At 50.4% G+C, this 14,524-nt stretch carries 2 protein-coding genes; both read right to left on the bottom strand.

The window, feature by feature from the left end; translation table 11 throughout:
* Positions 1-8,790, bottom strand: an 8,790-nt coding sequence (locus L692_RS0126185) for an SDR family NAD(P)-dependent oxidoreductase (protein WP_025702844.1), incomplete at its 3' end; no start/stop codon positions are given.
* A 50-nt stretch (positions 8,791-8,840) separates the two neighbouring features.
* Positions 8,841-14,312, bottom strand: coding sequence for an SDR family NAD(P)-dependent oxidoreductase (locus L692_RS30330; protein ID WP_198027840.1), 5,472 nt, complete (start codon positions 14,310-14,312; stop codon positions 8,841-8,843).
* Positions 14,313-14,524 lie beyond the last annotated feature (212 nt).

The raw sequence follows: 14,524 nt of genomic DNA, 5'->3' as shown, positions 1-14,524 counted from the left end.
GACACAGACCCGTCCGCTCTCATCGCACAGATCCAGATCCAGCTTAACTTCTGCCTCCGTATTGGAAGTTGGGTTTAATCGAATCCACGCCCACATAACCGGAGAACACGTTTGGAGAATCTCAAGTGCCTCAAGCGAAAAAGGAACTATAGGCTTTAAACGCCCTGTATCAAGTGGTGCACCTTCATCAAGGAACAGTCCGATAGAGGCTTGCAGCGCCGAGTCCAGCAGGCTCGGATGCATATCGAATTGTCCGGAGTTTGCCGCAACCGAAACAGGCAACGCAAGTTTTGCCAACAATTGTCCGGAGCCCTCATAAATGTGCTGCATCGCCGTGTGCCCCGGTCCATATTCTATTCCCATTGCCTGAAAAACCTCATAGCACGTGGCGGGAGAAACCTCCCGCTCCATCAGCTTTTGCAATTCGACAAGGTCGACCTGAGCCTCTTCCTCAACAGCAATAAAGCTCGCTTTGCCCTGGCTGTGAATTCTGCGGGAATCCTCAATCTTTCCGTCAATGCTGTAAATCTCATAGGCAATTTCATCGTCAGCTTCGGGCACAAGCTCAATATGCAGACGAGCCGGGGCTTCATCCACCGCAAATGTCTGAAGCCAGACAACATCTTTAAGCACAGTTCGCTTCATTTCACCCTTTAAAGTTCCAGCTGCCCATCCAACTGCCGCATTCGCCATCTCCAGATAAGCAACCCCCGGAAAGATCGGGCGTCCGAAGATCCTGTGGTCGGCAAGGAAGAACTCCCGTCCCGTAAAGACCGAAGTAAAGCGCTGCTGGAAAAGATCAGAAGTGTTCTGGTGAAGCAGCGGATGAAGGATGGGAACACCATCACTCGTCGGCCTTTCCTGTTTAACGGCGTTGTCGGTTACCCAATACCGCTCTCTCGCGAACGGATAAGTGGGCAGACTGACGCGGCGGTATTTAATCCCCCGGTTTAGCAGGCTCCAGTCGATAGGCATCCCTTTGACCCAAAGGTTGAGAAGTTTGACATACTTCCTTTTGGCCATCCACACTTCTAATGTCTTAGCCAGATCTTCATCTGCCCGGAATGCCTCCAAAGTGTCATGATGGTCGCGTACCTGTCCCAGAAAAAGACCTTCAATATCCTTCTTTCCATCCTCATAGGCATGAAGCTTGGTTTCCAGTTCATCAATTGAAGCCGCCGTTAACGCTAGACGCGCCTCCATGTCCTCACGGCCGATCTGCAGGGTATAAGCGACATCCGCCAGCATCTCATTCGTAATCGGACGGCGCTTGATTTCCGTGAGCAGCAGTTCTACAGCCTCCCGAAGCCTGTCCTCGTCCTTCGCCGAGAGAACAATCAAAGCCGGATTCCGCTCTTCGATCCGAGGCGGCTTGGCCTCCTGCGGTGCGGGAATAAATTCTTCAATTACAAGATGGGCGTTTGATCCGCCGGCCCCAAAGGAAGAGATACCGGCGATACGCGGATATTCCGCAAGGATGCCATTGCGCAGCAATTTCGGCCGTTTCCATTCCGAAAGCTCCTGCTGCACGACAAATGGCGTGGCGCTAAAATCTATATTGGGATTCAGCGTTTGAGAGTGCAGGGATGGAACCAATTGCCCGTGCTTCATTTGCAGAAGCACTTTGGTTAACCCAGCAATGCCTGCCGCACTTTCACAGTGGCCGATGTTTGACTTCACCGAACCGATGGCGCAAAACTGATTGTCCGCGGTATGCGACCGGAACGTCTTGACCAGTCCGGCAATCTCGATAGGGTCTCCCAGCGATGTTCCTGTACCGTGCGCCTCTACATAACTTACCGTCCTCGGATCGATTCCTGCCTCCTTATACGCCCTGGTAATGACCTCTGCCTGCGCATTGGGGCTGGGAACTGAATAACCGTTCGTTTTGCCGCCGTGATTTATTGAAGTGGCTTTGATCACTCCGTAGATGTGATCGCCATCTTTAATAGCCTGAGACAATGGCTTGAGCAATACCGCTCCGACTCCCTCGCCGGGTACGTAACCGTCCCCTCCCTGTCCGAAGCTTTCGCACCGCCCCTTGCTGGAAGCAAACTTGCCTTCTGACAGAAATAAATATTTGTTCGGGTGAACGGATACATTAACACCGCCGGCCACCGCCACCCGGCATTCTTGGCGGATCAGGCTTTGACACGCCAAATGAAGGGCAGTCAAAGAAGCGGAACACATCGTGTCTACCGCCATGCTTGGCCCATGGAAATCGCAAAAGTAGGACACTCGATTGGCAATCGACGACGAAGTGCCCGCAAGCGCTACCGTTCTGCCCTGCATGGTCTCCTCCACGCCAATAAACGGATATTCCTGAAACATAACACCTACATAGACACCTACATCCCTTTTGCCGTCGGACCCGGTACCTAGCGAATTTTTGGTATAACCCGAGTCCTCGATCGCCTCATAAACGCACTGCAAAAATAAGCGCTCCTGCGGATCCATCCGCTCCGCTTCCCTAGGCGAAATTTGGAAAAACAATGGATCGAATTCATCGATACCATCCAGAAATCCTCCCCACTTCGTGTAAGCTTTCCCGGCTTTATTCCTGTCTTTGTCGAAGTAGAGTCCGTGATTCCAGCGATCTTTAGGGATTTCTCTGATACAGTCTCTTCCATTGACGAGATTTTCCCAAAACTTTTGCAAATTTCCTGCTTCAGGATAACGTCCGGAAAGTCCGATAATCGCGATGTCGCGCTCCGTCGTCCCTGGAACCTCTCGAATATCGGAATAGGTCTCCCACAGATCCCGGCCTTTTTCTGAATCGGCGGGCTCATCCCCTGGACAAGCCGCAGTTTCGGCGCGGTCAAGAACTGAATCCTCTTCGAATCCGAGCAAATTCGCTGTTTGCGTACGATGTTCCTTCAAGAAGTAATCAACCACTTCTCCGATGTTCCGGTATTCGAAAAACAATGTTTTGGACAACGTACCGAATATTGTTTCAAGATCAGTGGTTATTTTCATGATCATAATGGAATCCATACCGTAATTTTCGAAAGGTTGATTCACTTCAATTCGCTCTACCGGAAGTCCGACGACAGATGCCAGCATTTTTTTAAAATATCCCTCAGCTCTTTCCTTCAGAACTGCGTTATCCGGCAGAGAGATTACGGGTTCCCGGCGGGGGTGCCCTGCAGCGGTTTGCAGCAGGAAAGAGCGAAGCTTTTTCTTGTGCCCCGCAATCACCATCACTCGTTCTTTCCCGGAGGCCAGACATCCGTAAAATGCATGCATACCTTGCGAGGAATCCATAGCCTTCATCCCAATATTTTGTTCAAGCATAAGCTTGGTTTCCGAGTCGGGATGCATCCCCCCTTCTTTCCACAAAGGCCAATTTATAGAAAATGTTCGTCCATACCGTTTATTTTCAGCAGTCAATTCGTTCCTGTAAGCCGCATAAGCATCCATAAAAGCATTTGCCGCCGCGTAGTCCGCTTGCCCCGCATTACCGATCACGCCAGCCGCAGCGGAGAAGCACACGAAGAAATCCAGCGGCAAATCTTTAGATGCCCTATCCAGGTTTATAGTTCCCGATACTTTCGGACCCAAGACTTCTATTAATTCTTCCTCGGTTTTGTTGAGGATGTAATTGTCGCGGATCACTCCGGCGCAGTGTAAAATGCCGCTCAGTTCTCCATACTCAGTCTGGATGTCCCTGATCAAGCGGGCGGTTTCTTCCATTTGACCGACATCCGCCTGTTTATAGACAACACGGTTGCCCGCATATTGAAGCGCCTTGATTGAGGCAAGCTTGTCCGGATTGAGTTCCGAGCGTCCGATCAGAACCAAGTTAGCGTTCTGGACTCGTTCGGCTATTTCCCGGGCAAAAAGGAACCCCAATCCTCCGGCTCCGCCGGTAATCAGGTAGGTCCCCCCATTTTTCCAGGGAACGCCATCTGTTGGGCTAAGAATGTCAACTTCATTCCACTCGGGAATCAGACGCCGCCCTCCGATGTATCGAATATGCTGTATCCATGGAGAACTTTCATTATCCTTAATGATTTCCGCCAGCCGTTCAGTCCCGGTATCCGGATCGATTTCAATCACTTGAGCGTAAATCTTCGGATTCTCCAGACAGGCCGTTTTCAGCATACCGGAAAGTCCGGCGTACAGCCGCCCTTCTTTGCGATTATTGATCACAAGTTGAATCAGTGTTTTATGCGGCGTTTTCTCCCGTAAGATCGTCTGAAGTTCTTCCAGCAAGCGAATGGCCAATAGGTTCAATCGCTGTTCCAGACTTGTCTCTCCGAATTCCATGAAAATCACACGGGTTTGCCCCGTCAGGGCAGCGAGATTATGATGTGGATCGTCAAACGGTCCGCTAAGTACGACAAGTGACTGTACCGGCTTCCACCCGATGTTATCGACTGCCGCTTCCTTCCATACAGGTTCCAGCATCAGCATATCAATTCCGGCAGAAGAGCCACTCGATGAATCGGGCATACCTTCCATGGCCTTCAGAGTGAATCCCCTAAAACGAAGGCATACGTTACCTGAGTCATCCGCAAGATCGATATCCAGTTTATGTACTCCGTCCCCCGCAATGCTTCCATCGCTGTAACGTACCAAAGCCCACATCTCTGGTGTACAGACAGATATAATATCCAATTGCTCCATCACAAAAGGAAGGATAGGCCGGAGCAGAGATGGACTGGAGGTTGTTGCTGCATCCTCTTGTCCAGCCAAAAGCCCGGCCACCGCCTGCAGGGCGGAATCCACCATGCCGGGATGAATCCCAAACCGATGATTCGAGTCGTCCGCCAACTCCGGCAGACCAAGCCTTGCCAATACCATTCCCTTGCCGATATGCAGTTGGCGTATTCCTTTATGACTCGGTCCGTAATCCAGGCCGATCGTCTTGAAGGCTTCGTAGCATGGCTGCGATTCCACGGTTCTGAGGCTGCATTCCGCCAGCAGCAATGGGATATCCAAGGCTTGATTGGGTCCAAGGTTTGTTCTTTCGGCAGAGCCTCTGCAATGAATAATCCGGTCTTTTCCCAACCCGGGATCGCTAAAAATCTCGAAGCCCATATCCCCATTTTCGAACGGATGAAGTCCGACATGGACATCGCGCAGCCCTTCCGCCACGATGAGTGGATTGACCCACTCGACCCGCTTCAGCCTAATACCTGTTTCCGTGTCTTGCCGGCCTTCTTCAGTATCTGCCGCTTCCACCGCTGCCCTTGCCATTTCCAGATAGGCCGCTCCCGGCAATACCCGATTTCCTTGCAACACATGATCCGCTAAAAAAGCTTCCTCTCCCGTAAAGGAGGAGCTAAAGCCCCGTTCCGGCTGACAAGAGCTGTCGCGGTGCAAAAGCGGATGGATCACTCCTTTGAGAACGTTACCAGCTTTATTCGAATCACCTAAACGATCCACTGGGGTCGGTACCCAATACCGTTCTCTTGCAAAAGGATATGTCGGCAGCGGAATACGATTGTAATGGTCGCCAGCAAACAATTTCGAGTATTCCAGAGCATGTCCCTGAATATATAGAGCCCCGATGGCCTCCAAAAGTTTTATAAATTCCCGGCCATCCGCTTTTTTACAATCCCGGATACATTGATTTCCGTACTCTTTCAACGACCCCCGTCCTGCTTCCGGGTTCGCGGCGGCAATGAAATGAGAACTCTCCCCTTGCTCTAGCCAAGTCTTCAAATAACTTTTTAGTTCCTGTTGATTATGCACAATGCAGGCTAGACGGTGCTGGAAATGCTTACGCCCCGTCATAAGCGTATAGCTTATGTTTCCTAGGTCGGCCAGAGGCTCAGCGGAACAATAGACAAGCAGCCGTTCGGCCTGTTTACGCAATTGTTCGGGGCTTCGGGCAGACAAAACGATGAGATAACCTGGTTTTGCTTTTCTCGTACTTTGCAAGGGCGGGGCCTCTTCGATTACCATATGGGCGTTGGTTCCGCCAAATCCGAAGGCGCTGATCGATGCAAGCCGCTTGAAATCATTCCCGGGTGCCCATTCTCTTAATACCGTATTAACATAAAAAGGGCTATCATCAAAAGAAATATTCGCATTTCCCGTTTCAAAGTGCAGGGAAGGGGGAATTTTGCGGTGCTTAAGCGACAGTAAAATCTTGAGCAAACCAGCAATTCCCGCAGCAGCCGAGGTATGCCCGATATTTGTTTTGACGGAGCCGATCGCACAATAATTTTTCTTGTCCGTATAGGCTCTAAATGCTCGGGTCAAGGCTTCATATTCAATAGGATCGCCAAGAATGGTGCCTGTTCCGTGTGCCTCAACCATTTGGATCATGGACGGATCAATGCCGAATCTCTCGTAAACATACCTTTCCAGCCGTTCCTGCGAGTTCCCGCTCGGCGCGGTGATTCCATTGGTCGTGCCGTCCTGATTTATGCCAGAACCCCGAATGATGCCATATATATGGTCTCCGTCGGCTATAGCGGCGTTAAGACGTTTCAGTACGACGACACCCGCTCCTTCCCCCGGTACAAAACCGTCCGCACGATTATCAAAAGCATGGCAGCGGCCGTTCGGAGACAGCATGCCTGCACGAATCGCTCCCAAATAAAAGTCAGGTGTAGATTGAATGAAAACACCGCCAGCCAGCGCCATCTCGGTTTCTTGCATCCATAAGGATTGACAGGCCAAATGAATAGCGACCAACGAGCTGGAGCAAGCGGTGTCGACCGTAACTGCCGGTCCGTGTAAATTTAAATAATACGCGATCCGGGCAGGGAGAACGGCACCTGAATTTCCCCACATCGCCTGAGCCGGCGGATGATCACCAAGCAACCCTATGTAGTCCCCTCTATTATACCCGGCATACACGCCGCATAAGAGTCCATCCGCAGCCTCTCCAGCATAACCGGCGTCCTCTAGCGCCTTCCATGATTCCTCCAGAAAAATGCGTTGCTGAGGATCCATATAGTTCGCTTCCGTACCTGAAATATTGAAGAATAGAGGGTCAAATTCATCAATACCTTCTACAAAACTTCCACGATTGCAGAAGCTCTCAGTGTGAAAGGGCAAATATTCGGCGAGATTCCAACGGGTAACCTCTTGAATTAAATCCGAGCCGTTCGCCAAATGGGTCCATAATTCGTTCACGGACTCCGATTTGGCAAAGCGTCCGCTCATTCCGATGATAGCAATAGGCTCCTTGTCCATGGAAGCTTCATTCTGTTCAGAGGCCGGATGATCTGGCCCTCCGGAGATTTGCTTGGCGCCCTCCTGTGACAATGGTCCGGTGGACTTTTCTTGGGGCAAATCATTTGATTGTCCCTTGAACGGATATGGGACATTCTCCGCAGACCGCTTTTCGGGTTGAGCGCTAAGACCAGTTTCTTTTTCCGACCATGATGCGTGATTAAGCAAGATCTCTTTATAATGGGATATTAAATATTTAGCTAACTGATTTATGGATGTGTAGTCAAAAAGTATGGTCGTTTTCAAATCAGTTTCTAAAGCTTCATTAACGATTTGTACAAAATGAACGCCCGTAATGGAATCGACTCCATAGTCCGCAAAGGATTCATAGGGATCGATGGTCTGACCATTTAATTTCAAGGACTCGGCTAATTTCTCCGCAATGACCGATTTAACAAAACTCTCCAACATCTCTGTTTCATCCGTACTTCCTGCGGCTGTTTCAACCCGCTGCGGAGTTTCGGGTCTGCTCGCAGCAGCAAGCGGCTGTTCCGCTGTAGCCGGATGCTTATATTGCATTTCGTGAACGACGATTCCATCGCTCTCGGCTGCAATGATTTGTTGTCCCATATCGTGAACTTCCTCGGCGGGAAAAAATATTGAATGATATCCTTCCCATTCCAGGACGGTCTTCCAGGTCTCCGGATACAAAGCCGGGGAGCCCTCGATCCGCAACCCCTTATCCTCGTATAGCCACCACCCCTCTAAAAGGCCGAATGTAAGATGAGCGAATATCGTATTGCGGCTCATTTCGTTCAGTAGCAGCCAGCCGTTACGCTTCAAGAGCGCCTTTACGTTGCGTAAGGTATGCCGGATGCTTTTAGTAGCATGCAGAACATTGGAAGCGATAACAAGATCATATTCTCCTGCACGTATGCCTTGTTCAGCTATTGGCTCCTCCACATTGAAAATGCGATAGGCGAGGAACGGATGCTTCGGTCCGAACTCTTTTTCAGCATGCATAAGAAAGGCACGGGAAAGATCCGAATAACAATATTCAGCGATGTGATCCTGAAAAGGTTCAAGCTTTTGCAAAACAACCGCGCTAGTACCTCCTGTGCCTGCTCCAATCTCAAGTATGCTGACCGTTGCGGAAGAATCCTGGCTTAGGCGCTCCTCCAGATAAGCTGCTACAGTGTTGGCCAGCACTTCGTTATAGTAATCCGCCAGTTGATTGTTTTTATAGATACCCTCTACCCGTTCCATAGAGGAACCGGGAAAAAGGACATCGGTTGCAGGGATCTTCCCGGTAAGGATGTCGGGCAATGACCGAAGTGTGGCATCCAGTAACATCATTTGAGCCTTTCGATCGGGATTTCTCAATGCTTCTTGCTGATAATCATCCCATTGCCCCCATACAGCATCCGCTTCTTCAGTCAACTTCAGGTTAACCATGTATACGTCTCCGCGCAATGTCAGGTAATTCTGGCGGACCAGTAGGTTCAAAGACTCTTCCAGCCATTCTCGGTACATTTCCGGTACGCAGATCGCTTTCTTCCACTCTACCGAGGAAAACGAAACATCATCCAGCCACCCGCTCTTTCTTAGTTGAATCCAAAGCAATTTACAGAGCATCTCATCCATCATCTTGTTCATTTAGCCCCTCCTCCCCATCAGCATGCGACATATTCCAAACGGCGCGGACCTCACTTTAACCGACCCTTCGTATATGAAGCTAAAAGACTGGCCAGCCGATTTAATGTTGAATACTCTTCAAAAATACCAATAGTACACGAAAGCCCTAACTCCTGATTCAAAACACTGACGAAATCGGCCAGTTGACCCGGGTCAAAGCCCGATTCATTAAGCTCGGCACCAGCATCAAGATCTTCTTCTTGGACGCCAAGCAGTTCGCTTGCCTTCTTGAGCAGAAGGAATTGCATATCCTCAGTCTGCTTGGCGTCTTCCTTGCCAGGCTCCACATTTTCTTTAAACAAGCCCTTCGGCTTCACTGGCAGACGAACGGCTTTTATAAAGGAGTCCATTCGAGGGGAGGAATTCTCCCTGTAGGTTTCCACGCGCGCTTCATAATAGCTTTGATCCTCGGTCAGGGATCGGTTTGTTTTTATAAATGCGAGTTGACGGAATGGACCGCTCATCAGTGCTTCCAAAGCCTCCATAGCTTCTTGTGGCTCAATGGACCCTATACCGGCTCGCCCCATGCGGTCCTTGTATGATTTGGAGGCTACAATTCCAACGCTTCCCCAATACCCCCAATTCATCACTTTGACCGCGCATGGAAGAACCTTGGCAAGCTGTGCGGCGTAAGCGTCTTTGAATGTGCATCCCGCAGAATAGTTGCTTTGTCCGGGATTTTTCGCAAACGACATCATGCCTGAGAAAAACAGCACGAAATCCATACGTTCATACTCAAACACTTGAGCCAGACTTACACTTACATCAACTTTGGCTCTAAGCCCGGCCCTGAATTGCTCTTCGTCCATCTGCATGAGACTCTGGTCCCGAAGAACGATAGCCGAATGTACGACACCGTGAATTTGCGGATAACGCCGCTTGACTTCTCTCACAGCTTGCTTCAATGATTCGTAATCGGCGGCGTCCGCCGCGATATACCAAGGTGCCCTACCAAGAGAAGCAAGCCGGGCCAACTTATTCTGAAGAGCATCGTCCATTGGCCTGCGTCCGATCCAAACAATCTGTGCCCCATACGTTCGGATCATATACTCGCTCCATACTTCTCCGATTCCGCCTGCGCCTCCGATAACAATGTACACTCCATTTCTCCGGTAGCCCTCGGGACTTGTTGACGATTGCGGGGTGACCGGGACCAGCCGTTGTCTTTGCCATTCCCGTTTTCGGTAAAACCATACCTCTCCATCAGCATCCAGCCCGAAGATTTCATCAAGGGGCCAAGGAAGACCCGGTTCCATATCTACCGCTCGAACCTTCCAATTCGGATATTCCTTGGCCATGGAACCGATTAGCCCATAAACGCCGGCATGGGTTGGATTTGCGATTTCCTCATTGTGTACTGCTGCTGTTTGCGTCATAATCAGGGTCCAGTTCAAACTGGTGTTTCCATATCCGGAAGCGAGTAATGCTTTGATGATGCGAAATACTTGAATCACGCCGCATTGTTGTTCAATTAGGATGTCTTCGCTTATCGGGGAAGGCACTGGCCGGTCGGACCCAATCCAGATCAGATGATGGATGGCTCCCAGTGAAGCGAACTTTCGGACGATATCCTCGGCTGAATCCGATGAAGCAAGCTGGACAAAATAGGCATTCGGGTAACGGGCATGTAATTGATTTTTAACTTCTTCGGTTCCTCCGACAACCATTACTCCTTCCCGCTCTGGCGAATCTATATGCTTCAGCTTGGGCATGACCGAATCCCAAAGAGGAACCAGCATGACGCTTCTCATCGGCGGCTCCTGGGAATTTAGCGCATGCTGCGGCGGCACCATTTCCGGCGGCTGGGTTGATTCCTGCATTATCCTGGCGCTCGAGGAATTAACGGACGCATGTTTCTGCAACACAACCGCCGTTTGACCCGGATTGGCTTTATCTCCTTTGGAGAGCGGCAACCGGTAGGGTTCGCAGGCGAAGGGGTAGGTCGGCAAGCTCATTCGCCCGGGTTTCTTGTCCCCGTAAAGCTTACTCCAGTCAACAACAAGGCCCTTGACCCAAAGTTTGAGCAGCTTCGAATATTTTCCTTGCTCCATCCAGCGTGCAACGCCTTCCTGCATTTCTTCATCGTCAGAGATCATATCCAACGTGTCTTTGTCCGGCTTGACTCGGCCACGGTACAAATCGGAGATTCCCGAACGTCCTTCAACAAATCCTGCAAGCTTATCCTCGAAATCCTTCACTGATTTGGCGATAATCGCCATACGTTCTTCCATGGGTTCGCGTCCTACCTGTAGTGTATAGGACATCGCTGCAAGATTAGTGTCAAGGAAAGACTCTTTCCGGACTGCTGCGAGCAGCCTTACTGCCTGCTCACGCAGTCGCTCTTCATTTTTAGCCGAGAGGACAATTAATGCCGGACTCGGTTCGCCAGAAGACTCGGAGTTGACCGAATGGCCCGGAATGTACTCTTCGATCACAATATGCGCATTTGCTCCCCCAGCTCCAAAAGAAGATATTCCGGCAATTCTCGGCAGTTCGGCCGCATTAAGGTCCGTATTAAGACGCTGCCGTGTCCAGTCGGCCGCCTTTTGCTGAAGCACGAACGGAGTTTTCTTGAAATCTATATTTGGATTCGTTTGTTTGGCATGCAGACTTGGTACCAGCTTTCCATGTTTCATTTGCAGCACAATTTTGAGTACTCCGGCAATTCCCGCCGCTGCTTCCGCATGACCGATATTCGATTTCACCGAGCCGATGGCGCAGAACCCCGTTTCCTGTGTATCATTGCGAAAAGCCTGGGTCAGGCCGGTGATCTCAATCGGATCGCCAAGCGCCGTTCCGGTCCCATGCGCTTCAATATAACTTACAGCTCTTGCGTTGATTCCGGCTTTATCCAGCGCAGCCGAAATCAGTTCACCCTGGGCCGTCGGATTGGGCACAGTATACCCGTTAGTCTTGCCGCCATGGTTTATGCTTGTCCCCCGGATAAGCGCATGAATTTGATCTCCGTCCGCTATCGCTTGGGACAGCCGCTTTAGAACGACTACCCCGACACCCTCTCCGGGAACGAAACCGTTCCCGCCGCTTCCGAAGCTTTTGCATTGACCGTCGGAAGAAAGCATGTGGTGTGCGCATAATTCCACATAATTTGAAGGATGGAGATACAAGTTGACGCCCCCGGCAAAAGCCATATCACAATCTCCATGGAGAATATGCTCACAAGCTTCGTGAATGGCGGTTAAGGAGGAGGAGCACATCGTATCAATCGGCATACTTGGACCCTGAAGGTTAAAGAGATATGAGATCCGGTTCGCTACCGAACTGAAGGAAGTAAACGGAATAGTCCGCTCTCCTTCCTTCCATAGGTCCGGTCCATAAAGATTGAACCCCGTTTTGGTAATCCCTGCAAAAACACCGACCTTTTTACGAAATTGAACGGCCAGCGATTCCCTCGTGTACCCCGCATCCTCAAGCGCCTCCCAGCAAGACTGGATAAATATCCGTTCTTGCGGGTCCATGCTTATCGCTTCCCTTGGCGATATATGGAAGAACAAAGGATCAAAATGAAACGGCTCATGGAGGAAGCCCCCCCACTTGCTGTAACTTTTACCTTGAGCTACGGCTTCCTGCGGGTTCGGATGGTAAAAATTGTCCAAGGGCCAGCGATCTTCTGGTATTTCTGTTATACAATCCCGTCCATTCAACAGATTAATCCAGTAATCTTCCAAATTTCGGGATTGAGGGAACCGTCCGCTCATGCCAATGATTGCGATCGGTTCTGTTAAACTAGCGGGTTCCGCTTCAACATGAATCTTTCCGGTGCTCTTGGTCCTTTTACCCTCCTCCATTTTCTTTCGTTCTTGAAAGGAAGTTAGGACCGGAAATTCGAAGCGAGAGCCTATATCCTGCTCTCCCCGAGAAGCGAGCCCAGTCCATGCCATGCATTCCATCTGATGCGAACCGGTCAATGCTTCCGCTATGGCGCTAAGGGTCTGATATTCATAAAACAGCGTTTTTGACAAACCCGTAAAAACATTGGCGAGCTTGTCGTTAAGCTGCGTAACCATGATTGAGTCAATTCCGTATCGCTCCAGACTTGTCCGGCCATCAACTTCCTCCACATCCAATTTGGTCGTATCTGCGAACAGCACTTTTAATTGATAAAGTGTTCTCTCTAAAAGAACCCCGCTTGGGGCTGCAGCCGCAGGAACAGGCTGAGTTTTCTGAACCGATGCCGCCTCCGTAATAGGATATAACAGGGATTTTCGCAGAACTTCCCGCTTACCTTGCAACGGCATGAACCGCTGTACACCTGCACTCAGGCCCGAATACAACATCTTGAATCCGGTTTCACTCTCCATGGCGGTTATCCCGAAGTTTGCCGTCCACAGTTTCTCAACCTCTTCCCCGACACGCATCCCGCCCTCTTTCCAGAGTGGCCAGTTGACCGATACAGTCCGCCCATGACGTTGATTAAGCGCCGCCAACCCATTTCGGTATAAGACATAGCCGTCCACGAAAGCATTGGCGGACGAGTAGTCCGCCTGACCCGGATTTCCCAAGACTCCCGCAACCGAAGAATAAATTATGAAGAAATCGAGTTTCAAATGGCTGCTGGCTCTGTCCAAGTTAACCAGTCCTGAGACTTTGGCAGATAGGACGGCACTGAATTCTTCCTCCGATTTCTTGAGAATGAAATTATCGCGATGAATACCCGCGGCGTGGATAATACCATCAATGCCGCCAAATTGTTCCACGATTAGCCCAATTAACCGGGTAACCGCCCTTTCATCCGCAACATCGACTTCCCTGTATTCGACTGTAGCCCCGAGAGCTCTGATGCGGGCAAGTCTGGGGTCCTTCTTTGCATCAGCCGTTGAACGGCCTGCAAGAATCAAAGTGGCGTCCTTTATGCGCCCGGCGATTTCCTTTGCCAGAAGGAGGCCAAGTTTCCCGGCACCGCCGGTAATCAGGTAAATCCCTCCGTCCTTCCAAGGCATGGAGGTTATTTCGTCTGCCGGCTCCCCTTCGGTCCATGCCGCGACAAATCGTTTGCCGTCCCGGTACACGATATGTTCGGTGGAAGGGAAAGGGAGATTAGCCTTAAGCCTTTCAACTGTCAATCCAGCATCATCCGACTCAATCAGCTGCCCCTGCAGCTGCGGATTCTCCAATTTCGCGGTTCTCAAAAGCGCTGTCAGTCCAACGAGCAGCGCATCCTCCCCGTTAGCCGGAATAGCAACCTGAATAAACAGTTTCCCTTGTGGCTTCAGACTGATCCATTGCCGAATCTCATTAAATATCTGTAACGCGGCGCCTTCGAACATCTCCCCGATGTGTCCCCGTCTTGCCGGTAAAACAATGCAGCGCGCCCCATTGAAACTGGATTCAACGCTTTCTTTCAGCCAACCTTCCGATTCAGCCAGTACTACCCAATGATCGGTGTAATCGGCGGCTTCTTCCGAAGCCCCGATTTCTTCTTCACGCCAAGCGGGCAGCAGCAGCAGAGTACCTTCCGTTTCCACTGTAACCTTCTTCGAGATGTCCGTGAAAAACAAAGATAATCCCTTTAACGATAGGACAATTTCTCCTCTGTCGTCGCAACAATCCATATCTAGTTGCAAAAGATGGGCGTTATCCGCTTCTTTCAAGCGAATCTGTATCCAAGAAGGGGACCTCATTGGCATCATCACGATCATTTCATCCAGGGAGAAAAGCTGCATTTGGGCAGCCTTTT

It is taken from the genome of Paenibacillus forsythiae T98 (genome assembly GCF_000520735.1).
Lineage (GTDB): Bacteria > Bacillota > Bacilli > Paenibacillales > Paenibacillaceae > Paenibacillus_AQ > Paenibacillus_AQ forsythiae.
Note: the sequence above shows the minus strand (reverse complement) of the source record. Positions and strands in the feature narration are given on the sequence as shown.